Origin of the sequence: Microbacterium sp. A8/3-1 (assembly GCF_040267695.1) — a bacterium.
In the GTDB taxonomy this organism is placed as follows: domain Bacteria; phylum Actinomycetota; class Actinomycetes; order Actinomycetales; family Microbacteriaceae; genus Microbacterium; species Microbacterium luteolum.
On sequence record NZ_CP158357.1, the window covers coordinates 2920934 to 2947206 of the forward strand.

25 protein-coding genes are annotated in these 26273 nt (G+C 68.9%); 13 read left to right on the top strand and 12 right to left on the bottom strand.

Annotated elements, in window-relative coordinates; all coding sequences use genetic code 11:
* The first annotated feature begins 23 nt into the window (after positions 1-23).
* The 8 genes from ABS642_RS14305 (at position 24) to ABS642_RS14340 (ending at position 9322) form a co-directional block, all read left to right on the top strand.
* A complete protein-coding gene (locus ABS642_RS14305) occupies positions 24-1520 on the top strand; it encodes a mannitol dehydrogenase family protein (protein ID WP_350350620.1) in 1497 nt (498 codons plus the stop codon).
* The gene (locus ABS642_RS14310; protein ID WP_350350621.1) at positions 1517-2521 is read left to right on the top strand and encodes an L-idonate 5-dehydrogenase; all 1005 of its coding nucleotides are present in this window, start codon (positions 1517-1519) and stop codon (positions 2519-2521) included. Before ABS642_RS14305 ends, ABS642_RS14310 begins: the two co-directional genes overlap by 4 nt.
* 43 nt (positions 2522-2564) lie before the next feature.
* Positions 2565-3959 (top strand): MFS transporter, encoded by a 1395-nt coding sequence (locus ABS642_RS14315; RefSeq protein WP_282215260.1) that lies wholly within the window; start codon positions 2565-2567, stop codon positions 3957-3959.
* Positions 3960-4018: 59 nt separating this feature from the next.
* Positions 4019-5245 (top strand): D-mannonate dehydratase ManD, encoded by a 1227-nt coding sequence (gene manD / locus ABS642_RS14320; RefSeq protein WP_282215261.1) that lies wholly within the window; start codon positions 4019-4021, stop codon positions 5243-5245.
* Positions 5235-5879, top strand: coding sequence for a bifunctional 4-hydroxy-2-oxoglutarate aldolase/2-dehydro-3-deoxy-phosphogluconate aldolase (locus tag ABS642_RS14325; protein ID WP_350350622.1), 645 nt, complete (start codon positions 5235-5237; stop codon positions 5877-5879). Before manD ends, ABS642_RS14325 begins: the two co-directional genes overlap by 11 nt.
* A complete protein-coding gene (locus tag ABS642_RS14330) occupies positions 5876-6829 on the top strand; it encodes a sugar kinase (protein ID WP_350350623.1) in 954 nt (317 codons plus the stop codon). Before ABS642_RS14325 ends, ABS642_RS14330 begins: the two co-directional genes overlap by 4 nt.
* Before the next feature lie 49 nt (positions 6830-6878).
* Positions 6879-8114, top strand: a complete 1236-nt coding sequence (locus ABS642_RS14335; RefSeq protein WP_350350624.1) for a cation:proton antiporter — start codon at positions 6879-6881, stop codon at positions 8112-8114.
* A gap of 86 nt (positions 8115-8200) precedes the next feature.
* Positions 8201-9322: an amidohydrolase family protein gene (locus ABS642_RS14340; protein ID WP_350350625.1), complete on the top strand. Its 1122-nt coding sequence runs from the start codon at positions 8201-8203 to the stop codon at positions 9320-9322.
* A 21-nt stretch (positions 9323-9343) separates the two neighbouring features.
* Here ABS642_RS14340 and ABS642_RS14345 read toward each other — a convergent pair whose 3' ends face one another.
* The 4 genes from ABS642_RS14345 to ABS642_RS14360 form a co-directional block, all read right to left on the bottom strand.
* Complete coding sequence (locus ABS642_RS14345) at positions 9344-11419, bottom strand: DUF2156 domain-containing protein (protein ID WP_350350626.1); 2076 nt, start codon at positions 11417-11419, stop codon at positions 9344-9346.
* A 39-nt stretch (positions 11420-11458) separates the two neighbouring features.
* Entirely contained in the window at positions 11459-12475 is a 1017-nt protein-coding gene (locus ABS642_RS14350; RefSeq protein ID WP_282215274.1) for a sugar-transfer associated ATP-grasp domain-containing protein, read from the bottom strand.
* A 93-nt stretch (positions 12476-12568) separates the two neighbouring features.
* Positions 12569-13558 carry an aldo/keto reductase gene (locus tag ABS642_RS14355; protein WP_350350627.1) on the bottom strand — a complete coding sequence of 330 codons (990 nt, stop codon included), beginning with the start codon at positions 13556-13558 and terminating at the stop codon, positions 12569-12571.
* Positions 13559-13618: 60 nt separating this feature from the next.
* On the bottom strand, positions 13619-14404 hold the full coding sequence (locus tag ABS642_RS14360) for an SDR family NAD(P)-dependent oxidoreductase (protein ID WP_350350628.1): 786 nt from the start codon (positions 14402-14404) through the stop codon (positions 13619-13621).
* 92 nt (positions 14405-14496) lie between these two features.
* Here ABS642_RS14360 and ABS642_RS14365 point away from each other — a divergent pair, with 92 nt between their 5' ends.
* Positions 14497-14985 (top strand): MarR family transcriptional regulator, encoded by a 489-nt coding sequence (locus ABS642_RS14365; protein ID WP_350350629.1) that lies wholly within the window; start codon positions 14497-14499, stop codon positions 14983-14985.
* A gap of 16 nt (positions 14986-15001) precedes the next feature.
* Here ABS642_RS14365 and ABS642_RS14370 read toward each other — a convergent pair whose 3' ends face one another.
* From ABS642_RS14370 to ABS642_RS14405, 8 genes are all read right to left on the bottom strand, one after another.
* Complete coding sequence (locus tag ABS642_RS14370) at positions 15002-15802, bottom strand: siderophore-interacting protein (RefSeq protein ID WP_350350630.1); 801 nt, start codon at positions 15800-15802, stop codon at positions 15002-15004.
* A gap of 85 nt (positions 15803-15887) precedes the next feature.
* Positions 15888-16148, bottom strand: a complete 261-nt coding sequence (locus tag ABS642_RS14375; RefSeq protein WP_350350631.1) for a hypothetical protein — start codon at positions 16146-16148, stop codon at positions 15888-15890.
* A 415-nt stretch (positions 16149-16563) separates the two neighbouring features.
* A complete protein-coding gene (locus tag ABS642_RS14380; RefSeq protein WP_350350632.1) occupies positions 16564-17604 on the bottom strand; it encodes a Gfo/Idh/MocA family oxidoreductase in 1041 nt (346 codons plus the stop codon).
* Between the two features lie 277 nt (positions 17605-17881).
* Positions 17882-18349 carry a heme-degrading domain-containing protein gene (locus ABS642_RS14385; RefSeq protein ID WP_350350633.1) on the bottom strand — a complete coding sequence of 156 codons (468 nt, stop codon included), beginning with the start codon at positions 18347-18349 and terminating at the stop codon, positions 17882-17884.
* A 29-nt stretch (positions 18350-18378) separates the two neighbouring features.
* Positions 18379-19041: a response regulator transcription factor gene (locus tag ABS642_RS14390; RefSeq protein ID WP_350350634.1), complete on the bottom strand. Its 663-nt coding sequence runs from the start codon at positions 19039-19041 to the stop codon at positions 18379-18381.
* Positions 19031-20254, bottom strand: coding sequence for a sensor histidine kinase (locus ABS642_RS14395; RefSeq protein WP_350350635.1), 1224 nt, complete (start codon positions 20252-20254; stop codon positions 19031-19033). Before ABS642_RS14395 ends, ABS642_RS14390 begins: the two co-directional genes overlap by 11 nt.
* A gap of 22 nt (positions 20255-20276) precedes the next feature.
* On the bottom strand, positions 20277-21041 hold the full coding sequence (locus ABS642_RS14400; RefSeq protein WP_350350636.1) for a DUF998 domain-containing protein: 765 nt from the start codon (positions 21039-21041) through the stop codon (positions 20277-20279).
* A gap of 98 nt (positions 21042-21139) precedes the next feature.
* Positions 21140-21871: an alpha/beta hydrolase gene (locus ABS642_RS14405; protein ID WP_350350637.1), complete on the bottom strand. Its 732-nt coding sequence runs from the start codon at positions 21869-21871 to the stop codon at positions 21140-21142.
* A gap of 79 nt (positions 21872-21950) precedes the next feature.
* Here ABS642_RS14405 and ABS642_RS14410 point away from each other — a divergent pair, with 79 nt between their 5' ends.
* From ABS642_RS14410 to ABS642_RS14425, 4 genes are all read left to right on the top strand, one after another.
* A complete protein-coding gene (locus ABS642_RS14410; protein WP_350350638.1) occupies positions 21951-22985 on the top strand; it encodes a LacI family DNA-binding transcriptional regulator in 1035 nt (344 codons plus the stop codon).
* A gap of 156 nt (positions 22986-23141) precedes the next feature.
* The gene (locus ABS642_RS14415; RefSeq protein WP_350350639.1) at positions 23142-24386 is read left to right on the top strand and encodes an ABC transporter substrate-binding protein; all 1245 of its coding nucleotides are present in this window, start codon (positions 23142-23144) and stop codon (positions 24384-24386) included.
* A gap of 64 nt (positions 24387-24450) precedes the next feature.
* Entirely contained in the window at positions 24451-25407 is a 957-nt protein-coding gene (locus ABS642_RS14420) for a sugar ABC transporter permease (RefSeq protein WP_350350640.1), read from the top strand.
* Entirely contained in the window at positions 25404-26273 is an 870-nt protein-coding gene (locus ABS642_RS14425; RefSeq protein WP_350350641.1) for a carbohydrate ABC transporter permease, read from the top strand. Before ABS642_RS14420 ends, ABS642_RS14425 begins: the two co-directional genes overlap by 4 nt.

Here is a 26273-nt window from a genome sequence, read left to right on the forward strand (position 1 = left end):
ACAAACCATTCACACTGTTTTACATGACGATCATCGCCGATCACCCCCGGCCCGAGCGCGCAGGGATCCTGCACCTCGGTCTCGGCAGCTTCCACCGGGCGCACCAGGCCGTCTACACCGCCGCCGCTCTTCCGGCCGCCGGCGGGGACTGGGGCATCGTCGGCGTCGCCTCGCGTTCTCGCACGGTCGTCGACGCGATGCACGCGCAGAACCTTCTGTACTCGGTCGCCACCATCTCGCCCGACAGCACCTCGTTGACCATCCCCGGCGTGCACACCGACGCCTTCGTCGGCGCCGAGCAGCCCGAGCGCGTCGTGTCGCAGATCGCCGACTCCGGCATCCGCATCGTCACCCTCACGGTGACCGAGAACGGCTACAGCTACTCCGCCGCGACCCAGCACCTCGACCTCGATGACACCACCGTGCGCGCCGACCTCGGCGGCGGAGCCCCGCGCTCCACGATCGGACAGCTTGCTCGCGGCCTGCAGGCGCGCGCATCGGCCGGCGGCGCCCCGATCTCCGTGCTCAGCTGCGACAACCTCTCCGCGAACGGCGCCCACACCGAGAAGCTCGTCCGCGAGTTCCTGCAGGCGCTCCCGCAGGGCGAAGGCGCGGACGCGCTCACCTACCTCGACCAGGCGGTCGCCTTCCCCTCCAGCATGGTCGACCGCATCGTGCCGTCGACGACGCCCGAGCTGCGGGCCCGCGTCAGCGCCCTCCTCGGTGCGCACGACGAGATCCCGGTGCCGGCCGAGCCGTTCACGATGTGGGCGATCGAAGACCGCTTCGCCGGCGGACGCCCAGCCTGGGAAGCCGGCGGAGCCGTGTTCACGACCGAGGTCGGTCGGTACGAGCAGATGAAGGTGCGGCTGCTCAACGGCACGCACTCACTCATCGCCTATCTCGGAGCCCTTCACGGGGTCGCGACGATCCCCGAGGCGATCGGTCTCGACGACATCACGCGCGCCGCGCTCTCCATTCTCCGCAGCGAGTACGAGCCGTCGATCGAGGTACCGTCCGGGGTCGACATCCGCGCCTACGAGACCGAGCTCTTCGAGCGCTGGGGCAACAGCGCGCTCGGCCACCGCACCACCCAGGTCGGGACCGACGGCTCGGTCAAGCTGCGCCAGCGCATCCCCGAGCCGGCCCTGCAGGCCCTCGATCGCGGCGAGATGCCCCATCTGATCGCCCTCACGGTCGCCGGCTACCTCTCCTGCATCGCTCCGCTCCCGGGCTTCGACCCCGGAGTGCATGCGGCGGCGATGACGGATGCCGCGCGCGAGCGCCTCGGTGCACTCGCGGCCACCGCCCGCACCGGTCGCGAACTCGCCGAGCGCGTGATCTCCGAACTCCAGCTCTTCGGCGACGGGCTCGCCGAGCAGGACGCCTTCATCGCCCGCGTCGGCGAGCTGATCGATACGATCCAGCGTCAGGGCGTCGGCTCGGCCATCGCCGATGCCGTCTCGGCATCCCGGACCAGCGCATCATCACCCACCATCGCGAAGGAGATGCAGCCATGAAGGCTCTCGCCATCCACGGCAAGGAAGACATCCGCTGGGAGGACCGCGAGGTCCCGACGCCCGGTGACGGCGAGGTGCGCCTCCGGGTGAACTACGTCGGCATCTGCGGATCCGACCTGCACTACTACTTCCACGGCGCGAACGGCGAGTACACGATCCGCGAGCCGCTGACCCCCGGGCACGAGCTGTCGGGCGTGGTCGACCTCGACCCCTCCGGCCGCCTGGCGTCCGGCACCCCGGTGACCGTGCACCCCGCTCGCTACGGCCCCAGCATCCCCGGACTCGAGGACCGCCCGCACCTGCGCCCCGGCGGCGACTACTTCGGCAGCGCGGCGGCGAACCCGCACCGTCAGGGCGGAGCATCCGAGTTCCTGATCGTCGAGGAGCAGATGGTCCGTGTGCTCCCGGAGAACCTGCCCCTCGAGCGCGCAGCCCTCGCCGAGCCGCTGGCCGTCGCGATCCACGCCGTGAGCCTGGCGGATGGCGTCACGGGGAAGCGCGTGCTCGTGATCGGCGCCGGGCCCATCGGCCTCCTGGTCGTCGCGGCCGCCGTGCACGCGGGAGCCGGGGTCGTCGGCGCGAGCGACGTGCGCACCGAACCGCTCGAGCGCGCTCAGGCGCTCGGCGCGACCGAGGTCTCCCTCGTCGGCCGCGACACGATCGACGACGAGTCGTACGACGTCGTGTTCGAGTGCTCCGGAGTGGGCGTCGCGCTGACGCAGGCCGTGCGGGCCGCGCGTCGCGCCGGGACGATCGTCCAGGTCGGCATGCTCCCGAACGCCGACATCGGAGTGAACCTCGCGCCGATGCTCGCGAAGGAGCTGACGATCCGCGGCGCCTTCCGCTTCTCCACCGAGATCGACGACGCGGTCCGCATGCTGGCCGAATCGGATGCGCTCGACTCCGTCGTCTCACACGTCATCCCGGCATCCGACGCCGTCCAGGCATTCGAGCTCGCTCGCGACTCGTCCGCCTCGGCGAAGGTCCTGCTCTCCCTCTAGCGATACCCCCCCACCCTGTTCCTGGTCCGAAGGAGTACCTCCCATGTCCGAACCGCAGACGACGGCTCAGGCCGTCGACGATCCCGCCGCGAAGAGGTCGGTCCGCGACCTCGTGCGCGCCGCCATCTCCGGATGGCTCGGCACCGCCCTCGAGTTCATGGACTACCAGCTCTACTCGCTGGCCGCCGCACTCGTCTTCGCCGATCTGTTCTTCTCGGCGGAGGACCCGGCCATCGCCGTCGTCGCCGCCATGGCGACCTACGGCGTCGGCTACGTCGCCCGCCCGGTCGGCGCGTTCTTCTTCGCCCGCCTCGGTGACAAGACCGGCCGCACGAAGGTGCTGTTCTACACGATCCTCCTGATGGGACTCGCGACCACTCTCATCGGCTTCCTGCCGACGTACAACCAGGTGGGCGTCCTCGCGCCGATCCTGCTCGTCCTGCTCCGCATCGCGCAGGGCTTCGGTGCCGGTGCGGAGATCTCGGGCGCCGGCGTCATGCTCGCCGAGTACGCACCGGCGAAGCGCCGCGGCATCATCGCCTCTCTCGTCGCGCTCGGCACCAACTGCGGAACCCTGCTCGCCTCCGGCATCTGGGCGATCCTCCTCGTCGCGTACAGCGAGCAGGAAGTCATCGCCTGGGCATGGCGCATCCCCTTCATCGGCAGCGCGATCATCATGCTCTTCGCGATCTGGGTGCGCTTCAACCTCAAGGAGACCCCGGTCTTCGAGGAACGCGACGACGTCGTCGACGGCAAGGCCCTCTCCAAGGCGGAGACCATCCAGCTCGCCACCGAGACCGGCGACGTGCGCACGCTCGAGGCGATGGAGCGCAAACCCTGGAAGGCGTTCTCGATCGCGCTGCTGCTGCGCTTCGGCCAGGCCGGCAACTCCGGCATGATCCAGACCTACCTGATCAGCTACATCACCGTCGTGCTGCTGCTCGACCGCTCGATCGGCGTCAACGCCGTCATCGTCTCGTCGCTCGTCGCCTTCATCACCGTTCCGCTCTCGGGCTGGCTCGGTGACAAGTTCGGCCGCAAGCGCATGTACATGATCTGGGCGGTCATCGCGCTCATCATCATCATCCCGACGATGCTCATGATCAGCAGCGGCGTCACGGTGCAGGTCTTCATCGGCTACGTCGTGCTGCACAACCTCGCGGTCATGAGCTTCGCGTCGCTCGAGAACCTCACGCTGCCCGAGCTCTTCGGCTCCCGCAACCGCTACACCTTCACGGCCATGGCTCGCGAGATCGCCGCCATCATCGCCACCGGTGCAGGCCCGGTCATCGCCGCCGCCTGGGTCTCGGCCGTCACCGGCTCGTTCATCCCGATCATCATCATGCTCTTCATCTTCACGCTGAGCGCTCTCATCGCGTCGATCTGGATGCCCGAGGTTGCCGGTCGCGATCTCACCGATCCGCGCGACGCGATCTGACCACCGACCCGGGGTGCGGCTGCCCGAACAGCCGCACCCCCTTCTCTTGAGGAACCGACATGACCATCGAGCTCGTCGACGTCAACATCACCAGCCCCGGCCGCAACTTCGTGACGCTGAAGATCACGACCGCCGACGGCATCGTGGGCCTGGGGGATGCCACCCTGAACGGCCGCGAGCTCGCTGTCGCCTCCTACCTCTCCGACCACGTCGCCTCGATGCTGATCGGTCGCGACGAGGACCGCATCGAAGACACCTGGCAGTACCTCTACCGCGGACCGTATTGGCGCCGCGGTCCTGTCACGATGGCCGCGATCGCCGCCGTCGACATGGCGCTGTGGGACATCAAGGCCAAGAAGGCCGGGATGCCGCTTTACCAGCTGCTCGGCGGCGCGAGCCGTGAGGGCGTGCGCGTGTACGCCCACGCCTCCGGCACCGACTACGCCGCGCTGAAGAACGCGATCACCGGCTACGAGGAGCTCGGCTACACCGCCGTGCGCGTGCAGACCGGTGTGCCCGGTCTCGGCCAGATCTACGGCGTCTCGTCGACGGGCCCCGGCGTGCGCTACGACTACGAGCCCGCCAAGCGATCCGGCGATCGTCCGAGTGAAGAGACCTGGGATACCCGCAACTACCTGCACCACATGCCGGGGATCTTCTCGCAGATCCGCGAGGACTTCGGCACCGACCTGCGGATCCTGCACGACGGCCATCACCGCATGTCGCCGATCGAGGCCGCCCGATTCGCGAAGGACATCGAGCCCTACGACCTCTTCTGGCTCGAGGACTGCACGCCCGGCGAGGACCAGACCGCGCTGCGACTGGTGCGCCAGCACTCCACGACGCCACTCGCGATCGGCGAGGTGTTCAACTCGGTGTACGACTACCAGACGCTCATCACCGAGCGCCTGATCGACTACGTGCGCTCGGCCGTCACCCACACCGGTGGCATCACGGCCATGAAGAAGCTGCTCGACTTCGCCGCGATCTACGGCATCAAGTCCGGCATCCACGGACCGACCGACATCTCGCCGGTCGGCATGGCCGCGGCCCTGCACCTCGACCTCGCGATCCACAACTTCGGCATCCAGGAGTACATGCCGCACAACGAGCAGACCCTCGAGGTGTTCCAGACCTCGTTCACGTTCGACAGGGGCTTCCTGCACCCGGGCGACAAGCCGGGGCTGGGCGTCGACCTCGACGAGGATGCCGCCGCCGGACACGATTACACCAAGGCGTATCTGCCGGTGAACCGTCTGCTCGACGGCACGGTCCATGACTGGTGAGGTCGGCCGGGTCGCCCTGCCGCAGCACACGGTCGACTCGCGGCTCGTCGTCGTCGCCCGGGCTCAGCGCGCCGAGGACTACGACGCCGTTCTCGACGTGCTGATCGATGCCGGCATCCGCAGCGTCGAGTTGACGCTCACCACTCCGGGCACGTTCGACCGGATGCCGCATCTGCTCGCGCAGTACGGCGCCGTCGCCGACCTCGGCATCGGCACGGTGACGAGCGCGAGCGATCTCGCCAGAGCGGCCGACGCCGGCGCGAGCTACCTCGTGACCCCGATCACCTCGCCCGCGTTCGTGGCGCAGGCGACGGATGCCGGCGTGCCGATCGTTCCCGGCGGCCTGACCCCGACCGAGCTGTACGCCTCGTGGTCGGCGGGAGCATCCGCCGTGAAGATCTTCCCCGCCGGACAGGTCGGACCCGGATACCTGAAGGACCTGCGCGGGCCGTTCCCGGATCTGGTCGCGGTGCCCTCGGGTGGCGTCGACCTCGCCGGCGCGTCTGCATGGCTGGCCGCCGGCGCGCTCGCGGTGAGCGTCGGTGGACCGCTGCTCGGCGACGCCTTCGCGGGCGGCGACCTGGTGGCGCTGCGTGACCGGGCCCAGGCGTTCGTCGAGGTGTGCGCGCGGTGAGTGCTCCCGCCGTCGTCACGCTCGGCGAGACCATGGCGCTCGTGCGCACGACCGAGATCGGATCGCTGCGACACGCCCACGGGATGGCGCTCGGCGTCGGCGGTGCGGAGACGAACGTCGCGATCGGTCTGGCCCGCCTCGGTGTCGCCGTGTCGTGGCTCGGACGCGTCGGCGACGATTCACTCGGCGCACGGGTCGCGCGCGAGATCCGCGCCGAGGGCGTGGACGTGCGCGCCGTGGTGGATGCGGATGCTCCGACCGGCCTCATGGTGAAGGAGCGGCCGTCCGCCGCATCCACCGCCGTGCACTACTACCGGGCGGGGTCGGCGGGGTCCCGCGTCTCGGTCTCGGATCTTCCCGCCAGGTGGATCGAGGAGGCGTCACTGCTGCACGTCACCGGGATCACGCCGCTGCTCTCCACGATGGCGCGTGATGCGGTGCTCGCCGCCGTTGAACGCGCTCGCACGGCCGGGGTGACGGTGAGCTTCGACATCAACTACCGCTCGGCGCTGGCTCCTGCGGCCGTCGCCGGGCCGGTGCTGAGCGAGATCGCCGAGCGCGCCGACATCGTGTTCGGCGGCGAGGACGAGTTCACGATCCTCTACCCCGACACGTCGGCCGCCGAGGCCGCTGCGCTGCTGCGGGATGCCGGCTGCGCGATGACCGTCCTGAAGCAGGGCCCGGCCGGCGCGGCGGTATTCGTCGGCGACGCGGTGGTCGAGGCATCCGGCTTCCTGATCGACGCGATCGACACGGTCGGCGCCGGGGACGCGTTCGTCGCCGGCTACCTGAGCGCCCTGCTCGAGGGTCTCGACATCGCCGCGGCGCTGCATCGCGCGAACGCCTGCGGCGCGATGGCCTGCCTCACTCCCGGGGATTGGGAGGCAGCTCCGACGCGGCGCGATCTGGCTCGCTTCCTCGACGGCGACGCGGACCCGGTTCGGCGCTGAGGCGACGCGAGGTGTCGCGCGCTTCCTCGGGTCCGGTATGGTCAGAGCCATGCTGATGGTGATCGTCGCGAGCCTCGTCGCGATCGTCATCTGGGCGGTGCTGGCGGCCAGGCTCGAGCGATGGCATGTGTCCGGACCTGTGGCGATGGCGTGCGCCGGGATCGTCACCGGCCTGGTGGTCGGACCCGGCATCGGGACCGACCTGAACACCGACATCGCCGAGAAGACGGCTGAGCTCATCCTCGCCGTGCTGCTCTTCGTCGACGCGACGGAAGTACGCGGCGGATTCCTCGCCGGTGAGCGCGGCCTCGTCGGACGCCTGTTGGGGATCGCGCTGCCCCTGACCATCCTCCTGGCATTCGGTCTGGGCGGTCTGCTCCTCGGGGGTTCGTCGTGGGCGGTCCTGCTGGCCGTGGCCTGCGTGGTGATGCCGATCGACTTCGCTCCGGCGGCAGGTCTGCTGCGAGACGGGCGATGGCCCCGACGAGTGCGGCACACCGTGGCCGTCGAGAGCGGATACAACGACGGCATCTTCTCTCCGGTGTTCGCCTTCGCGCTGCTCTACCTCTCGCAGGCCCACACCGAGGACCTCGGAACCGCGGTCGGCGCCGCACTGCAGGCCGCCGGAATCGCCCTCCTGGTCGGCGTGGTCGTCGGGGCTGCGTCCGGAGCCCTGGTCTGGGTGTCTGTACGACGAGGCTGGACTCGCACCAGCGGCGTCCGCATCGTCATGGTGCTCGTCCCGCTGATCGTCTACGCCATCGCCACTCCCCTGGGTGGCAACGGCTTCGTCGCAGCCTTCCTCGCCGGCATCGCGTACAAGCTGTGCCGCAACGCTCGAGCGGACGGGCAGACCGACATCCCCGCTGCCGAGCTGAGCGCGGTCGAAGACCTGGCCACGACCACCTCGATGATCATGTGGTTCGTCTTCGGAGCCGTCGGAGTCCTGGTGCTGGAGATCGGATTCCAGTGGACGTGGATCCTCTACGCGCTGCTCGCCCTCACCGTGGTGCGCCTCGTGCCCGTGCTGGCATCCATGCTCGGCAGCCACCTCCCCTGGCGGGAGCGCATCGGCCTGGGGGTGCTCGGCCCTCGCGGCACCTCGTCGATCGTGTTCGGCCTGCTCGCCTACAACGCGATGAACGACGACGACGGCGACATCGCGGTCTACGTCATGGTGGTCGTCGTGCTCGCAAGCCTGCTCCTGCACGGTGTGGCGATGGCCGTGCGCGCGAGGAGCACTCATGCGTCGGGCTCCGAGCCGCACCCGACAGCGGCTCACTAGCGGCTCCGGTTCGCTGCCCGCCGAACCCGATATTCTCGGTCTTCGCCTCCGCCGCGACCGGGCAGCTTCCTGCCAGTATGAGGAGCGTGAACTCTCCCAGCACTCCCCCGTCCGATCAGGGCGAGGGTCTCACCACCCCGGCCTCGACGCACTATGGGATGTCGGACTTCGCCCGCGTCCGCAAGTTCGATGCCCACGTGCACCTCAACGTCGACGACCCGGCCCTCGTCCAGCTGGCGCTCGAAGACGGCTTCGAGCTGATGACGATCAACGTCGACGCCCCCGACTTCACCCCCATCGCCGGTCAGCGCGCGATCGCGATCGCGATGGCCGACGCCTACCCGGGCGAAGTGCACTGGTCGACGTCGTTCTCGATGAGCGGCTTCGGGCAGCCCGGGTGGACCGAGCGCGTCACCGAGGATATGGCCACGGCGGATGCCGAGGGCGCGCGCGCGGTGAAGTTCTGGAAGGACATCGGCATGGGTGCCGAAGACCCCGAGGGGCACCTGGTCATGCTGGATCACCCGGAGCTGATGGCGGTCGCCGAAGAGGCGCGTGCGCTCGGCTTGGCGCTGATCGGTCATCAGGGCGAGCCGCACAACTGCTGGCTGCCTCTGGAGGAGATGACGACCGAGAACGATCGCCGGTACTTCAGCCGTCGGCCGCAGTACCACATGTACCTGCACCCCGAACTGCCCGGGCACGACGACCTGATCGCCATGCGCGATCGGTTCCTCACCGCGCTGCCGGGACTGCGCTTCGTCGGCGCGCACCTGGGCAGCCTTGAGCACGACGTCGACCAGCTGGGCGCGTTCCTCGACCGCTTCCCGGACGCCACGGTCGACATGTCATCGCGCATGAGCCAGCTGCAGTTCCAGTCGCTGCAGGACCGTGAGCGCGTGCGCGACTTCTTCATCCGGTACCAGGATCGGGTGCTGTACGGCACCGACCTGTCCTTCCACCCGAGCGCCGACCCGGTGAAGTTCTGCCGAGCCGCGCACGGCATCTGGACGTCGGATTGGCGCTACCTGGCGACCGACGAGAGCCAGCGGGTCAACGCGCTGGACGCCGACGTGCCGGGCCTGGCGCTGCCGCGCGACGTCATCGACAAGATCTACTACGGCAACGCCGTCCGGGTGTTCGAGCTCGCGGACTCGGCGAACGACGACAGCGCCGCATCCGTCGGAGAGTCCGTTCCTCGACGGTGACGCGGGCCGGTCGTCGGTTCGTCAGTCCTTGCTTCCGCGCACGAGCTCGAGCCCGGCCCCGGCGAACTGCCGCAGCGTCGCATCGGGCAGGAAGGCCCGCGTGAGTGCGCCGCCGATGCGGGTGAGGTCGCTCTCGTCGCGGAACAGCAGGTACATGGTCTCGTAGCGCGGGTGGAACTTCTGCTTGAACCGGTGCAGGGATCCGAAGCCGTAAACCGGCTCCAGCGCCTCCGCGAGCTTGTCGCTCAGCGCCGCGATCACTCCGGCGTCCGGCGGATACTCGTGCGCGAGCGGCGCGCCCGAGAGCGACATGATCTCGGCACCCTCCTCCGAGAACTGCCGGGCGGAGGATCCGATGAGGTACTCCATCACCGGGGCGAAGCCGCCGTCCCGTCGTCGCATGAGGTCGAGGGTCCAGCCGCGCACCACTCCCTCGTCGCCATACACCGGGAGCCACGACAGGAATCCGTCCACGTCGCCGTTGGGTGCGAGAGCCAGCGCCAGCCGCACCTCCGGATCCTCCGCCTCGTCGAGGGTGCCGAGGGTGAAACGCATCTCCGGCAGGTCCTTGTCACCCACCCACGCCTCCGAGATCGCACGCAGCTGCTGCTGCACGCCCCACGGCTCGGCCTTGAGCTGCGTCATCTTGAACGTCATCTCCTCGCGGCCGGCCCGGTTGAGCGAGGACCGCACCGAGTTCCAGCGCTTGCCGGTGAACTCGAGGCCGGCGAGGTCGACGATGGTGTCATCGGCCACGACGATGCTCCGCCACGTCGACGGCACCGCGGCGAGCGTCGCCGCATCGGCGCTGAAGAAGCACGGAACGAGGCCCGCGTGCTCGGCGGCGCTGATGAAGCCGGCGACGGCATCCGCTCGTTGCGCTGCAGGCCCGATCGGATCGGCGAGGGCGAGGGCGACGCCGTTGCGGCGCTGGTAGGCGACCACTCCGCCGGGCACCCGCGCATAGCTGTTGCCGTCCCAGGTCGTCATCCACGACAGAGTTCCGCCGCCGTGCGCGCGCAGCTCCTTCTTCACGTCGTCGACGGTCGGGGCGGGCTGAGCGCCCAGGGTCGAGCGGCGCTTCGCGCGGAACGCGCGTCGCACCCACACCAGGTAGATGAGCGTGATGAGCCAGAGGAATCCGCTCGCGAGGGCGAGTTCGGTCTCTCCGTCCCAGCGCAGGTCGAGCTGCGCCTGGCTGAACACGGTGATCAGGGTGAGCACGAGAGCAGCGACCAGCACGTTGAAGATGCCCAGCAGCAGCGCGAGCACCCAGGCGAACCGTCGTCCGCGGCGAAGGCCGTTCACGATCACGAGGATCACGACGACGTCGATGGCCAGGTCGATGAATCCTCCGGAGGCCGGCTCCGTCTGTCCGAACGGGCCGTCGGTCGGAACGAAGGTCGTGATGATCTCGACCGCACCGAGCACGAGCAGTGCGACCACGGCGATCAGCCGCTGCTCGCGCACGGTCGTGCGCCGCACGCGCATCGACCGGTCGACGACCAGGATCAGCAGCACGGCGAGCAGATGCTCGAGGTCGGCGACCTTGCCCCAGAACAGCATCGCGACGAACACGAAGCCGAGCAGGATCAACCACCCGCGCACGCGCCACGGCGGCCGGAACAGGCCGACGGCAGCGGCGATGCAGGCCATGGTGCCGCCGGATGCTCCGACGTCGAGCGCCTGCGCCTGGGTGGTGGCCCATGCCCAGGGGAACTGCGAGAGCGCGAACAGCAGCAGCGCGGTGGCGAAGATCGCGAACAGCTGGCCGATCCAGTAGTAGGCGAGGGCGACGCGCGATCCGCGCCGGAACTCCACGTACGCCATGCCCCAGAAGCCCGTGATGGTGAAGATGTACACCCAGGGCTGGTTCACGAAGAAGGTGCCGGTCAGCGGCGTCCACCACTTGCCCTCGGCGAGGTTCGGCAACCCGTAGGCCACGTTCCGGAACAGGTCGGTGTCCTCGAACGACGTCCACAGCCCTCGCCAGACGACTCCCACGACGAGGATCAGCAGCACCATCGTCAGGGTCGCGGGTATCCGCCGCACGACGGAGAGGGCAGGGTGGGGCTTGCGCGCGGGGGCCTCGCTCATGCGCTCAGCGTATCGGTAGCCGGCACGCGTCCCGCAGGGTCAGAAGCCGATGACCTCGCGGTAGCGCGGCTTGTGACCGGTGCGGATGCCGGTGACGCTGGGCTTGTTCTCGTAGACGCCTGCGCCCCAGTTGCCCTCGACGAGGACGGGACCGTCGGGAGACACCACGATGTCCCATCCGACGTACTGCACCTGCGGCACGACGCGGGCGACCTCGTCGATGAAAGCCCGGACCTCGTCCATGTACGGCAGCTGGAAGTCGGCGATGCGGAAGCCGCTGTCGGGGTGGTTCTCGTGCACGTGACCGTGCGAGTCGTAGCCGGCGCTGACGGCGTGGCCGTTCTCGTCGAGCATCGTGTAGAAGCCGCCGAACGTCATCTGGTCGCTCACCGCGCCGCGACCGAACTTCTGGGCCATCGCGAGGATGTGCGCCTTCTCACCGTCGAAGAACGCGGTGACCCGCGTGGTGTTGACGGTGCCGGGGCAGACGGCCGCGAGGTCGTCGTGCTGGCGGATGACCTCTTCGATCAGCAGCTCGCCGCGGGCGAGCAGACCGCGGTGGAAGTCGTCCCAGTCCGTGACGTCGGCGGCGTGGTACCGGTGCACGCCCGTGCCCGCCTGGCCGACCGGCTCCTTGGTGACGATCGTGCCGAGGCGCTGGGTGAGCTCGCGCACGGCATCCGCGTTGCCCTCTTCGACGACCAGCCATTCACGGTGCAGGTGCTGCGCGAAATGCCGGTCGAACTCGACCTTGTCCTGGAAGATCCAGCGGAAGTCCGGGTGGTCGTACCGGTGCGACAGCAGGTTGGAGACCGGGTGGGTCATGAACGTCTCGCGCTCCGCCTTGGTCAGCATGGCGAAGTCGTAGTCGATGTAGTCCTGGAACCCGACGTTGTGCCGGGCGGCCGACCACAGCATGTCGACGACGATGCCCGGAACCGCCTTGTGGTGCTGCTTCGAGGCCTCTTTGGCCCGCTCCATCACCGATCCGATGTCGATGCGACGCGCGCGTCCCAGCAGATAGTGGATGCGGGTCCCGAGGGAAAGACGTGACATGAGGCTCCGAGGGTAGGGGTCCCGACCAGTCTACGGGGGGCACGATGAGCGACCCTGGGACCCCACGGGCGCTGGGGTCGGGGCGGCTGCGGCTCAGAAGCCTTCCGGCTCCCGCGGCGTGTAGGCGCTCTCGAGCTGGACCAGCTCGGCGGATTCCAGGCGGATGCCGGCCGAGGCGACGGCATCCTCGATGTGCTCCGCGCGGGTGGCGCCGACGATCGGCGCGGTGACGGCCGACTGCTGCGCGACCCAGGCGAGGGCGATCTGCGCGCGCGAGACACCGCGCTCCGAGGCGACGCGCCCGACGGCATCCACGATGGCCCGGTTCGACTCCTCTTCCCTGCGGTACAGGGTCGCGCCGAACTCGTCGGTCGCCGTGCGGGCGGTCGTCTCGTCCCAGTCGCGGGTGACGCGTCCGCGCGCGAGCGGCGACCACGGCAGCACGCCGACGCCGGAGTCGAGGCAGTACGGGTGCATCTCGCGCTCCTCCTCGCGCTGGAGCAGGTTGTACTGGTCCTGCATCGAGGCGAAGGGCGTCCACCCGTTCAGGCGGGCGACGTGCTGCGCCTTCGCGAACTGCCAGGTCCACATCGACGAGGCGCCGATGTAGCGCGCCTTCCCTGAGCGCACGACGTCGTGGAGTGCCTCCATGGTCTCCTCGATCGGCGTCTCCGGGTCCCAGCGATGGATCTGGTAGAGATCGACGAAGTCGGTGCCGAGGCGGCGGAGGCTCGCGTCGATGCCCGACAGGATGTGCGCGCGGCTGAGCCCGGCCTGGTTCGCGCCAGGCCCCATGCGGCCGTGGACCTTCGTGGCGATCACGACCTGGTCGCGCTGCGCGAAGTCGGCGAGCGCGCGGCCGACGAACTCCTCGCTCGTGCCGTCGGAGTACACGTCGGCCGTGTCGAACGTGGTGATCCCTGCTTCGAGCGCCTGACGGATGAGCGGACGACTGGTCTCCTCGTCGAGCGACCAGCGGTGGGTGCCGCGGTCGGGCGCGCCGAAGCTCATGCAGCCCAGCACCACCGGGGAGATGCGGAGGCCGGTGTTCCCCAGTCGTACGTGGTCGGTCGTCTCCAGCATCCGTCTTCTCCCTCGCTTCGCGCGCTCGGTGGCACGTGTCGTCCCAGCCTTGCACGTTCCTCAGACGATGGTCGTGAGCACCCCGCCGTCGGCGCGCAGGGCGGCGCCGTTGGTCGCCGAGGAGAGAGGACTCGCGAGGTACGCGACCAGATGGGCGATCTCCTCCGGTCGGATGAACCGCTGCAGCAGCGACGTGTCGCGCACGAGCGACCCCTTGAGCTGCTCCACGTCGACGGACTGCGCGGCGGCGATGCTCTCGACCGCCGCTGCGACTCCATCGGAGTACGTCGGTCCGCCGAGCACCGTGTTCACCGTGACGTTCGTGCCGCGCGTGAGCTTCGCGAGGCCGTTCGCCACGGCGAGCGCGGCCGCTTTCGTGGCGCCGTAGTGGATCATCTCCGCCGGCACGTCGACGGCCGATTCCGTGCCGATGAAGATGATGCGCCCCTCGTTCCTGGCCAGCATCCCCGGCAGCAACCGGCGCGACAGGCGCACGGCGGCCATCACGTTGAGCTGGAAGTACCGGGACCAATCCGCGTCGTCGATCTGCGCGAACGGCGCGACGTCGAAGACGCCGGCGTTGTTCACCAGGATGTCGACCTCCCCGAGGGCTTCCAGGAGCGCGTCCACCTGGGCAGGATCGGCGAGGTCCGCCGCGATCCCCGAGATGTCGGCGCCGGGCGCTTCGGCGCGGAGCCGGTCCACCGCCTCGGCGACGCGGGCATGCGAGCGGCCGTTGATGACGACACTGGCGCCTTCGATGGCGCAGGCGAGAGCCGCCGCGCGACCGATCCCCTGCGTGGAGCCGCTGATGAAGACCCTTTTGCCGGCGATGTGGAGATCCATAGGTGCGTCCGTTCCTGTCGACATTTACTTGTCTAGGAAAGTAAGCCTAGCCCATTTACTTTCCTGAGCAAGTCATGTCCTAGGGTGGATCCATGGCACTCACGGGATCAGCAGACGCGCTCGGGCCGGACGAACTCGAGACCTGGTCCGCACTCGCGACCCTGCTCGAGTGGCTGCCGACCGCACTCGACGCGCAGCTGCAGCGCGATTCGGGCATCAGTCACTTCGAGTACGGCATCCTCTTCGCGCTCACCGAGGCCGATGAGCGCACGCTGCGGATGAGCGAACTCGCGAGCTACGCGAACAGCACGCTCTCGCGCCTCTCCCGCGCCGTCGCGCGCCTCGAGGCGAAGAGCTGGGTCCGTCGCGCTCCCGACCCGTCCGACGGACGCATCACGCTCGCGACGCTGACCGATGAGGGAGCGGATGCCGCGCGCGCCGCCGCGCCTGGGCACGTCGCACTCGTACGTAGGCTCGTCTTCGACGCGCTCACGCCAACGCAGGCGACGCAGCTGCGCACCGCGAGCCGTCGCATCACCGGCGCGATCCGTGAGCAGAGCGGGTGGATGCCGCGCGTGTGACGCACGGCGGCATCGACTACTCGATCTGACCGATCGGCTCGCGCTTCTCGGCCTGGAACTGGTCCTCGGCGCGGCCCCGGGCCCAGTACGCCGAGATCGACAGGGATTCGCGCGGCACCTCGCGCTGCTTCAGCACGGCGCGGACCTCCTTGATGGTCCCGCGCTCTCCGTGGGCGAAGACGTGCGGGTGGCCATCGGCCCAGGCCAGGGCGCCGAGGGCTGCGAGCAGCTCGTCGTCGGACTCCGTCCACGTCACCGTCAGTCCGGCCGGTGCCTCCGGCAGGATGCGGTCGGCGGCGTCGGTCACCGAGAGCAGCACATGGCCCCGAGTCGCGGCATCCATGCTCTCGATCGCCGACGAGATGGCGGGCAGCGCGGTGTGGTCGCCGACCAGCAAGTGCCAGGGGGCGGCGGGATCGGGGCGGTAGCCGCCGCCGGCGCCGCTGACGACGAGCGTGTCGCCGGGCTGCGCCGCGCGCGCCCAGGGTCCGGCCACACCCTCGTCGCCGTGCACGACGAAGTCGATCACCAGGCGCCGCTCAGCGGGATCGGCCGAGCGGACCGTGTACGTCCGCCGCGTCGGGAGCTTCTCCGGGCTCTCCTCGCGCAGCTGCGCCAGGTCGTAAGGAGGCGTCAGCCCGTGAGCCGGATCCGCGAACAGGATCTTGACGTACTTGTCGGTCGAGTCGTTGTCGCGGAACGCGTCGTACCCGTCACCACCGGCCGTGATCCGGATCAGGTCGGGGCTCACCTGCTCCACCAGCTCCACCGTGAGGACGGCCTGTTCGGGTGCGCGGCGCGGCTGCTCTTGTGTCATCGGGACTCCGGATTCGTGGCGAATGGTCGATTCCAGTCTGCCCGGCTCTGACCGGCGGAGGGCCGCCCCTGCTCTCCGGCCGTGCTCAGGAGCTCGGGATCGACGTCACCGCGGCTGTCCAGAGAGCGGTGCTCTCGGCGGAGCCGGTGATCACGATGTCATCGGTCGCCCAGACGTCGAGCGTGTTCCGCGACCCCGGATCGTCCGCATCGGCCTGACATGCCTGCGTGACTGCGGCCGCCCCGACGATCTCGACCACGACATCGCCCGCGCCGACGCACCGGATGTACAGGGCCACCCGTCCGGTCGGATTGCTGAACGGCCCGGCCTGGGCGGAGCCGCTCATCGCGGGAAGCTCACCGAGGAGAGTCTCATCGCGGGGGATCGAGACCGTCAGCACCTCCGGCGTCGGCGGGGCGGATGCTGCGGCAGACGGCTCAGCGCTCGGGCCCGCGGGAGGTGCGGACCTCGCGTCCTGGGGCAGCGGCGCGCATGCGACGAGGGCGCTCGCGACAAGGAGCAGCGCAACTGTGCCTGCGTGACCCGCCTTCATCCGGCCTCTCCCCCGCGCGACCTTCGCAGCCGCACCAGGGAGAGCGTACGGTCACGCGCTCCGTTCTGTCTGTCGGGTCTTCGGGGGACAAAGGGCGAGTCCGGCGTCCACCTCGGCTGACAGCCATCGGCGCACGGGGAATCACAGCGCTGACCCCGCGTGGATCGTGGTCGGCGCGGGGCCAGGGCCTGCCGAGGCCCGTATCTGTTCAGCGAGTCGCGGCCTCGTCAATCTGTCGGCGCGCTTCGTCGAGGGTCTCGAGGATGGAGATGGTCTCATCGAGGGTGTGCACGGGTGACTCCGTTCGCCCCTCGCGCACGAACCGAGCCAGTGCCGTCGCTTCCCAGGACAGCCCCGCCATGGATGACACTCCGGTCGTGTCGTTCCACACGAGCGCCTCACCGTCGTTCGCCGTGAGACGCAGGGTGGTCGGCATGTAGAAGGAGCCGGCCATCTCGAGCCTCGCCTCCGTGCCGGCAATGACCGCCGTCGATGGGGTGCGCACGACGAGCGTGGTGGTGAGGGTGGACTGGACGGACGGCCCGTGTCCGAGCACGAGCGTCGAATACGCGTCGACGCCGGTGTCGAGGAGGCCGCCGATCGCTGTGATCGACGACGGCGCGCCCAGCACCATCGAATCCAATTGGACGGGGTAGATGCCGAGGTCGAGCAGCGCTCCTCCGCCGAGTTCACGGCGGTGGAGGCGGTGGTTCGGGTAGTCGGGAATGGCTTGGCCGTGATCAGCGACGACCGAACGGATGTCTCCGAGAACTCCGTCGCGGACGAGCGCACGCACCACCGAGGTCTGCGGCAGGTAGCGACTCCACAGCGCCTCCATCATCAGAACGCCGGCGCTTCGAGCCGCCGAAACCAGCACTCGAGCCTCGTCGGAGGTCGTCGCCAGCGGCTTCTCGATGAGGGTGTGCTTGCGTGCGGCGACGGCCAAGAGCCCGAGCGCGAGGTGCTCGCTCTGCGGCGCAGCAATGTAGACCACGTCGACCTCGGGGTCGGCGACGAGCTGCTCGTAGGAGTCGTACGCCTTCGCGATACCGTGCTGCGCCGAGAACGCTCGAGATCGTTCAGCAGACCGTGACGCGACGGCGACGAATCGCTGATCGGTGTGCGCGTGCACTGCTGACACGAAGAGGTCTGCGATCCATCCTGGCGCCAGCAGCCCCCAACGCAACGCCGGAGCATCGGCGCCGGGAGTGAAGAGTTCGGGCTCGGGGAACGTGGTGGGGAACGTCAATCGGTGCTCCTTGATTCTGGGCATGGCAACACATCTGGGATGAACAGGTCGAGCTGAGTTGAATGAGTGGTCAGCGCCGGGAGACGTCACGATGATCGAGCCTCGTGCTCCACATCCGCTGACCCTCGCGCCCATGTTTACGTGAACATGGCTAACATAGCAGGCTCCTGACGCAATCGCCAGAGGGAGGGATTGCTGCAGAGAAAGGTGACCGCTGACGAGGCTTGCCCGCATGGTTGGCCTGGGAGGGTGTTTCTGGGCCCCAGACGTGGCGTGATCAGCGCTCCCGCAGCTCCATGAGGGCCTGCACGACCAGGTCGTGATCCTCAGCCGAGGGCAGACCCGAGACCGTGGCGACGGCGACGACTCCGACGCCGGTCACTCGCACGGGAACCCCTCCCCCGGCGACGGCGTACTCGGCGGGATCGAGCCATCCCGGTTGGAACATGTCACGTCCGCCGGCAACGACGCGTGCCTCGAGCAGGGCCGTGCTCGTCTCGAACCGGAACGCCGTCGCCGCCTTGCGTCGCACCCACTCGTCGTTGTCGGCGGTCGCGCCCGGCATCGAGGCGTGGAACAGGATGCCGGATGCCGTGCGCACATCGATCGCCACCGGATGCGCCGCGGCGAGCGCGCGCTCGGCGATCGAGCTGCCGAGGCGCCACGCATCACGCCGGTCGAACCGGGGAAGGTCGAGGGCGAGATGCTCGGCTTCGAGCCGTGCCAGCCATGCGTCGTCGGTCATGGTCCGTGTTTCCTTCCGTCGATTCCGCGTCACACCAGTCCGGCCTCGTAGGCGAGGATCACGGCCTGTACTCGATCACGCAGGTCCAGCTTCGCGAGGACGCGCCCCACATGGGTCTTCACCGTGGACTCCGAGACGAAGAGCTTCTCACCGATCTCCGTGTTGTTGAGACCCTTCGCGATGGCGAGGAAGACGTCTCTCTCCCGCTCGGTGAGCACGCTCAGCCGCGATTCGTCGGATGCCGTCTGGCGCGGCAACCGCGAGGCGAAGAGGTCGAGCATCGAGCGCGTGACCCGAGGAGAGACCAGCGCATCGCCCACGGCGATGGCGCGGATCGCGTCCATCAGCTGCGCAGGCGGCGTGTTCTTCAGGAGGAAGCCGCTCGCTCCGGCGCGAAGACTCCCGAACGCGTACTCGTCCAGGTCGAACGTCGTGAGGACCAGCACGCGGCTCGCCGGCGTCTCCCTGACGATGCGGCGCGTCGCCTCGATGCCGTCCATCTCCGGCATCCGGATGTCCATCAGGATCACGTCGGGGGTGAGCTGACCCGCCAGGTGAACCGCCTCGGTTCCCGACACGGCCTCGCCGACGACGTGGATGTCGTCCTCGGCGTCGAGCACCATCCTCATCCCGCGACGGATCAGTTCGTGGTCATCGACGATGAGGGTGCGAATCGGCGCATCAGCCACCATGACCCCTCCCCTCGTTCGGGATCTCGACTCTCACGCGCCACCCTCCGTCGCCTGCCGGCCCGGCATCCACTGTCCCACCGTAGAGGCGAACCCGTTCGCGGATGCCGACCAGACCGCTGCCCGAGCCGACGGATTCCGCGGGCGGCCCGGCGCGCCCGTCGTCCGTGACCTCGAGCGTGAGCGGTTCCCCGGTGAAGTCGAGGGCGACGAGCACATGACGCGGCTCTCGTGCGTAGCGCAGCGCGTTGGTGAGGGACTCCTGCACGATCCGGTGGATCGCGTTCTGGAGTCCCGCCTGCTCCGGTGGCGTGCCCTGTGTCCGCATGGTCACCGGCAGCCCGGCGGCGCGGAACGACTCGAGGAGTCCCGGCAGCTCGCCGAGTCCGGGATTGGGCCGGAGAGGGCTCTGCTCCTCGCCATCCGCTGTCTCGTCACCGAGCGCACCCATGAGCTGACGCATCTCCACGAGCGACTTTCGTCCGACGTCGCCGATCTCGCGGATGGCTTCGCGCGAACGCTGCGGATCCTTGTCGGCGAGGGCTCCCGCGCCGTCCGCGAGGGAGACCATGACCGAGACGCTGTGGGCAACGACGTCATGCATCTCCCGCGTGATCCTGGCACGTTCCGCGAGCGTCGCCAGCCGCGCCTGCTGGTCGCGTTCGCGAGCGAGCTGGTTGGCGCGTTCGACGATCGCGCCGATGTACCGGCGTCGATCGCCGACGGTCACGCCGAGGAGCGCGGCGACGAGCATCCCCACGATGAACAGCACGCTCGCCGGCAGGAAGAACAGGCTGACGATCGCGGTGACCCCGAAGGCGATCCACCCGCTGCGGTTCGAGCGGTAGACGAAGAGGGCGTAGAGGGCCAGGCCGACGCCGAAGGGCTCCGCCGGGGCGTCCAGAAGATGGGACACGAGGGCGACGATCCCGATGATGCCGAAAACCACCCAGGGCTGATGGCGTCGGAAGAGCAGTGCGACCGCGCTGACGACCGCTCCCACAAGAGGGACGAGGATCGGTGCGATCGGCGACCAGTCGCCCGACGACAACGGTGTGATGACGGCCCAGAGCGCCCCCACCGCGAGATAGCCTGCGGCGAGCAGCGAGTCGACGAGCCACGGGTGACTCCCCCAGAACCGGCGCATGGCCCCCGCCGGCCGGGGCAGATCCACCGCGAGGGCTTTCCCCTCGGAGACGGCGACGGGCTCTGACATGTGACGACTCTACGCACCCGGCTCAGCCGTGAACGGTGACGAGCGACCCTGTCGGCGCAGTGCGTGTAGGCGCCATGGGTCGAGCAGCCACGCGCTCCGGAGCCCTGACGCCGTCGCGGCTGCGTGCAGTCGCAGCCCGGTGCGCGTGCGCCGTGGCGAGTCCGAGGATCGCGAGCCATCCCATCCCCACCGTGGTGGCGACCAGTTCGAGGATGCTGCCGATGTCGGTGCGGAACTGCAGCAGCGACAGGATGCCGCCTGCCGCGGCGATCACGGCCGTCGAGATGCCGGCGATCATCGAGAGCGTGCGCAGTGTCGCACGGCCCTTCACGAACGACGTCTGCAGCATCGCGACGGCGGCGAAGGCGAAGGCCAGGACGGCGACGGATGTGTGGATCAGGTCCTGCCAGGTGAAGGTGTCGCCGACGGGCAGGGGGCATCCGGTCGTGCAGGGCACCTGCGAGGCGACGAGGAACAGCGACGATGCGATCGCGACCGAGAGCGCGGGAGTCCACATCGCGAGGAGTCGAGCGGTCGAGCGCATGCCTCGTGCCGCCCAGGCGACGCTGAAGCCTCCGGCGACGAGGAGGAGCAGCGCCACCTCGAACCAGCGCGCCGTGGGCTCGCCGTCGGCACCCAGACCGCTGACGTACAGCACCCGGTCGACGCTCAGTCGCGCGACCCAGATGATCGTGAGAGCGACCGCGACGAGGATGCTGCCGACGATGCCGGCGAGTGCGCGAACGAGGGAGGAAGTGGGGGCGGAGGACGTCGGCGTTGTGGGCATATTCCGACGGTATGAGCGGGCACAGGGGTGCCGCGTCGGCCGGAAGTGCCGTCCCGAGGGCGCCGTCGTACTCGGGTACTACGCCGGGGTGGAGCCGGTCACAGCACGTCCTCGATGATCGCGAACGTGCGGTCGGGGTCTTCGATCTGCATGTCGTGATGGATGCCGGCGAGACGGCGGATGTCCCATCCCTCACGTTCGAGGGCTGCGGCCATCGAACCGGGGAGCACGGCCGGCGACTCGTCCGAGAGCACGATGGTCGACGGGACGGCAGGTGCGGCGATCGCGATGGGGTGGAACGCCACCTCGCGGAAGATGCCGACCGCCATCTTCGCGTCGAACTGCTGCTGGGCGCGCTTCATCAGCTCGCGGATGCTGGGGTCCAGGGCGGCTCGCTGCGGCGCACTGCGTCGTGCCTGCAACAGGCCCATGACGCCGAGCGAGAGCGGCGGCACGGCCCAGAATGCCCGGCCCTTGAACCCGGTCGTGGGGAGCGAGAGTTCGAACCCCGGGTCGAGGTAGATCGCGCGCTCGGGCTGCAGACGCGCGACGGCGCGCACGAGCACCGCTCCCCCGAGCGAGTGGCCCACGACGCTGTCGAGTCCGATCGGGAGGGCTTCGACGACGTCACCCGCGAGGTCGTCGAGCGTGTACGAGGGGGCCCGGTCGCTCTCGCCGTGCCCGCGGAGGTCGAGCGTGGTCACCGTGTAGCCGCCCGTGGCCAGCATCCGGTCGATGAGCGGCTTCCAGGTCGCGCCGGAGCCGCCGAGCCCGTGGATCAGTCCGACGTGGCGGTCACCGGATCCGGAGGTGGTGGAGTGGAGGCGCATGGGAGTCATTCTCCCCTGCCTGCTCGGCGCCGGTACAGGCCCGTCCGAGAGCGAGGGGAAACGTTGTAGAGTGCCCAGAATGAAACCAGGGGCAGAGACGACGGCGACTCTGCACGACGTCGCGAGGGCGGCGGGCGTGTCGATCAAGACGGTCTCCAACGTCATCCACGGATACCCGCACATTCGCCCGGAGACCCGCGAACGGGTCGAGGCGGCCATCGCCCAGCTGAACTACCAGCCCAACCGCGCGGCCAGGAGCCTGCGCTCAGGGCGCACTGACATGATCGGGCTGATCGTCCCCGACCTGCGCAACCCCTACTTCGCCGAACTGGCGGATGACGTGATGCGGGCGGCACGCGAGCGCGGGTTCTCGGTGCTCATCGAGCAGTTCGACCTCGACCGCGAGAGCGAGCTCGCGGCCCTGCGGGACGCCCACCTGCGCGGGCTCGACGGCATCCTGCACTCCGTCCTGACCCTCGAGCCGGGGGATGCCGCCCTGCTCGAGCGCGTCCCCGTCCCCCTGGTGCTGCTCGGTGAGCGCATCTTCGACTCCTCGCGCGATCACGTCACGATGCGGAACACCGAGGGCGCGCAGGCAGCCACCGCCCACCTGCTCGAACTCGGCCGACGCCGCATCCTCGCTCTCGGGTCGCACCCCAGCGAGGAGATGGGCTCTCCGAGCCTGCGCCTGCGCGGGTATGCCGATGCCCTCGAGAGCGCGGGCATCCCCTTCGACGCGGAGCTCGTGATCCCCGTCGACCTCTGGCACCGTGCCGACGGCGCAGAGGCGATGCGCGCGGTGCTCGACGCGGGCGTGGCGTTCGACGGCATCGTCGCCTTCAACGACTCGCTGGCACTCGGCGCACTCCGGGTCCTTCTCGAGCGCGGCATCCGCGTACCCGACGACGTCGCCGTGATCGGCTTCGACGACCTGGACGAGACGCGCTACAGCCTGCCGGCGCTCTCGACGATCAACCCGGGACGCTCCGAGATCGCCCGCACGGCCGTCGAGCTCCTCGCATCGCGGATCGGCCGCGCGGATGCCGGCCCTCCCCGGGAGGTCTTCGCCGACTTCACCCTCGTCGAGCGCGAGTCGACCGCACCTCGTCGCTGAGCACTCCGCGGTAGCACTTGACATCGGTCCTGCGAGGAGCGATCATCCATTTACAACGTTTACCTCCAACGTTGTAAACCCTGAGCACCACGGCATCGAGCCGAACCCGACAATGCAGTCACAAGAAGGGCATCGAAGATGATGAGACGAACGATCATGGCCGCTGCAGCGGTGAGCGCGACCGCTCTCGCCCTGGCCGGATGCTCCGCCCCGGCGGACGAAGACCCGGAAGGCACGACCACCCTCACGTTCTGGCACGGCTACACCGAGGCCGACGGCGAAGTCCTGAATCAGATCGTGGCCGACTTCAACGCGTCCCAGGATGACTACGTCATCGAGACCGAGACGAAGACCTGGGCGGTCATCGACGACACCCTGCTCCCAGCCCTGTCCTCCGACGAGGGTCCGGACATCGTGGCGATGCCTGCCGAGCGGATGCCGGTGTACGCCGACCGCGGTGCCTTCGTCGACCTGACCGACTTTTACGGCTCAGCGGAGAGCAACACCTCCGAACTCGTCGAGCAGTCCGTCGAGATGGTGACGGTCGACGGGGCGCCGTACGGCGTGCCGACGGGCTTCGTCCCGCTGTCCGTGTTCTACAACAAGGCACTCTTCACGGCGGCGGGCATCGACGAGTTCCCGACCACCTGGGACGCCTGGGTCGACGCCGCGAAGGCGCTCACGGTGGACGAGAACGGCGATGGAACGCCCGAGCAGTACGGCCTGGCGCTTCCCGACCACGCGACGGTGGCGAACGGGCTGTGGCCGAGTCTTCTGCTCAGCGGCGGTGGCGGCATCGTCGACGGATCCACCGACGCGGTCATCGATTCGAAGGAGAACGCCGACTCGATCGCGTATTGGGTCGATGCCATCACGAACGACAGGATCTCCCCGACCGGACTGGACGGCATCGGCGCCGACGAGCTCTTCAGCTCCGGCAAGGCCGCGATGCACGTCGGCGGTCCCTGGATGTCGTTCATCTCGGCCGACAACGACATCGACTACGGCATCGCGGCGATTCCCGCCGGTCCCGACGACCAGGCAGCTTCGGCCATCGGGGTGGCCATGGGCATCACCGAACAGGCGGACGACGCACAGGTCGCCGGTGCCGAAGCCTTCTTCTCCTACTTCTTCCAGGACGACGTGGCGACCGAGTGGTCACTCGCCTCGGGGTGGCCGCCGCTGCGCACCGACATCCCGCTGGACTCCGTCGAGTCGAACCCCGTCGTCGTCTCCCTGACCGAGATCGCCCCGACCGGGCGCGCTCTGCTGCCGGGCGTCGTGAACAGCGTCGACGTGCTCGCCGCGATCGACACGCTCACGCAGAAGGCGGTCGCGGGCGGCGACATCGAGGAACTGCTCTCCGCCGCACAGAGCGAGATCCAGCAGGCCCTCAAGTGATCCCGTCCGTGGGAGGGGCGTCCACGGCGTCCTTCCCACGGGCCCTCTCCAGAAAGCAGCGCCGATGACGACGCAGGCCACCGCGCCTCCCACCCGCCGCTCGTACCGCCCGCCTGCACCGCTGGGCGGACGGACGCCGCTCCGCCGCAGCCGGAGCTACCGCTTGACGGTGATCGCGTTCCTGCTTCCCGCGATCATCATCCTCACGGTCTTCGTCGCCTGGCCGATGGTCTCCGCGCTGCGGTTGTCCTTCACCGACGCGAGCGGCTTCGGCGATGAGGAGTGGGTCGGACTGCGGAACTACGTGGACGTCTTCACCGACTCCGGCGTGCTCGGCGCGATGGGCAACACCGCCCTCTACGCGCTGCTCTTCACCCCGCTGGTCGTGGTGCTGGCGCTGTCCTTCGCCCTGCTCCTGAACAACCGGCTCCTTCCCGGTCGCGGGGTGTTCCGCACCATGCTCTTCCTGCCGTTCATCGTCTCGCTCGCCGTCGCCGCGTTCGCCTGGTCGTATCTGCTCGACCCCCAGATCGGCCTGCTCAACCACTGGCTGCGGGGATTCGGCATCCAGTTGGGGAACGTCCTGCAGGATCCCGTACTGGCGATGCCCACGGTCGTGCTGGTCGCGGTGTGGAAGAGCTTCGGCTTCTACATGGTGATCTTCCTCGCGGGGCTCCAGGACATTCCCGGAAGCCTGTACGAGGCCGCCCGCGTCGACGGCGCGAGCGCATGGCAGCGGTTCCGCAGCATCACCCTCCCGATGCTCAGCAACTCCCTCGGGTTCGTGCTCATCGTGGCGCTCATCGCCGCGCTGCAGGCCTTCGACCAGATCTACGTGATGACCGGCGGCGGGCCCTACGGGAGCACGCAGACCATCGTCATGGAGATCTACGAGTCCGGCTTCCGCAAGCTCGAGCTCGGTTTCGCATCCGCACTGTCCTACGTCCTGCTGCTCATCACGCTGGTGCTGAGCCTCGTGCAGTTCCTCTTCTTCTCGCGTCGAGAGCAGGATGCCTCGTGACCGCCGTCGCCTCCCTGACAGCTCCCCGTCGTTCGCCGCACGCGACGCGTCGGCGGATCGCATCCGTCGCTCTGCTGATCGCCGCCGCGGCGGCGACGCTGGCGGTGATGCTGCCGATCCTCATCATCGTCTTCACCGCGTTCAAGCCCGTCTCCGAGGTGAATGCGTTCCCGCCGACTCTTCCGCCCGGAGCCTGGACGCTCGACAACTTCACGCGGATCTTCACCGAGCTGCCGTTCGCGCGGCTCATCGTGAACAGCTTCGTGTTCGCCGGCGGTGTCACCTTGTTCGCGCTGGTGTTCGACTCGCTCGCCGCCTACGCGCTCGCACGACTGGACTTCCGCGGGAGCCGGGTGCTCCTGATCGCGATCATCGCCAGCCTGATGATCCCGTTCCAGGCGACGCTGATCCCGATCTACCAGCTCGTGTCGGATCTCGGGTGGGTGAACTCCTACGCCGGGATGATCGCCCCGCGTGCCGCCGATGCCTTCGGCATCTTCTTCCTGCGGCAGTTCTTCCTCTCCCTCCCCCGCGACCTCGACAACGCGGCCCGCATCGACGGCGCAAGCGAGTTCCGCATCTTCCGCAGCGTCGTGCTGCCGAATGCCGTACCCGCGCTGCTGACGCTCGGGATCTACATCTTCGTGAACAACTGGAACGACCTCCTCTGGCCGCTGGTGTTCACGACGGATGCCGAGATGGGCACGGTCACCTCCGGTCTCACCCTGCTGACCGGCCCTGGCGGCATCATCCCGCAGGGGGTCATGATGGCCGGCTCGCTGATCGCCGTCCTGCCGCTCGCCATCGTCTTCCTGCTCATCCAGCGACGCTTCGTCGAAAGCATCGCCTCTACCGGACTGAAGTGA

Coding starts and splice junctions, on each gene's coding strand:
- ABS642_RS14415 (WP_350350639.1), top strand. CDS start 23,142: ATGGCCGCTGCAGCGGTGAGCGCGACCGCTCTCGCCCTGGCCGGATGC.
- ABS642_RS14395 (WP_350350635.1), bottom strand. CDS start 20,254: ATGTCAGAGCCCGTCGCCGTCTCCGAGGGGAAAGCCCTCGCGGTGGAT.
- ABS642_RS14370 (WP_350350630.1), bottom strand. CDS start 15,802: ATGACACAAGAGCAGCCGCGCCGCGCACCCGAACAGGCCGTCCTCACG.
- ABS642_RS14325 (WP_350350622.1), top strand. CDS start 5,235: ATGACTGGTGAGGTCGGCCGGGTCGCCCTGCCGCAGCACACGGTCGAC.
- ABS642_RS14400 (WP_350350636.1), bottom strand. CDS start 21,041: ATGCCCACAACGCCGACGTCCTCCGCCCCCACTTCCTCCCTCGTTCGC.
- ABS642_RS14410 (WP_350350638.1), top strand. CDS start 21,951: ATGAAACCAGGGGCAGAGACGACGGCGACTCTGCACGACGTCGCGAGG.
- ABS642_RS14405 (WP_350350637.1), bottom strand. CDS start 21,871: ATGCGCCTCCACTCCACCACCTCCGGATCCGGTGACCGCCACGTCGGA.
- ABS642_RS14385 (WP_350350633.1), bottom strand. CDS start 18,349: ATGACCGACGACGCATGGCTGGCACGGCTCGAAGCCGAGCATCTCGCC.
- ABS642_RS14305 (WP_350350620.1), top strand. CDS start 24: ATGACGATCATCGCCGATCACCCCCGGCCCGAGCGCGCAGGGATCCTG.
- ABS642_RS14390 (WP_350350634.1), bottom strand. CDS start 19,041: ATGGTGGCTGATGCGCCGATTCGCACCCTCATCGTCGATGACCACGAA.
- ABS642_RS14375 (WP_350350631.1), bottom strand. CDS start 16,148: ATGAGCGGCTCCGCCCAGGCCGGGCCGTTCAGCAATCCGACCGGACGG.
- manD (WP_282215261.1), top strand. CDS start 4,019: ATGACCATCGAGCTCGTCGACGTCAACATCACCAGCCCCGGCCGCAAC.
- ABS642_RS14350 (WP_282215274.1), bottom strand. CDS start 12,475: ATGTCACGTCTTTCCCTCGGGACCCGCATCCACTATCTGCTGGGACGC.
- ABS642_RS14345 (WP_350350626.1), bottom strand. CDS start 11,419: ATGAGCGAGGCCCCCGCGCGCAAGCCCCACCCTGCCCTCTCCGTCGTG.
- ABS642_RS14355 (WP_350350627.1), bottom strand. CDS start 13,558: ATGCTGGAGACGACCGACCACGTACGACTGGGGAACACCGGCCTCCGC.
- ABS642_RS14310 (WP_350350621.1), top strand. CDS start 1,517: ATGAAGGCTCTCGCCATCCACGGCAAGGAAGACATCCGCTGGGAGGAC.
- ABS642_RS14315 (WP_282215260.1), top strand. CDS start 2,565: ATGTCCGAACCGCAGACGACGGCTCAGGCCGTCGACGATCCCGCCGCG.
- ABS642_RS14360 (WP_350350628.1), bottom strand. CDS start 14,404: ATGGATCTCCACATCGCCGGCAAAAGGGTCTTCATCAGCGGCTCCACG.
- ABS642_RS14420 (WP_350350640.1), top strand. CDS start 24,451: ATGACGACGCAGGCCACCGCGCCTCCCACCCGCCGCTCGTACCGCCCG.
- ABS642_RS14335 (WP_350350624.1), top strand. CDS start 6,879: ATGCTGATGGTGATCGTCGCGAGCCTCGTCGCGATCGTCATCTGGGCG.
- ABS642_RS14365 (WP_350350629.1), top strand. CDS start 14,497: ATGGCACTCACGGGATCAGCAGACGCGCTCGGGCCGGACGAACTCGAG.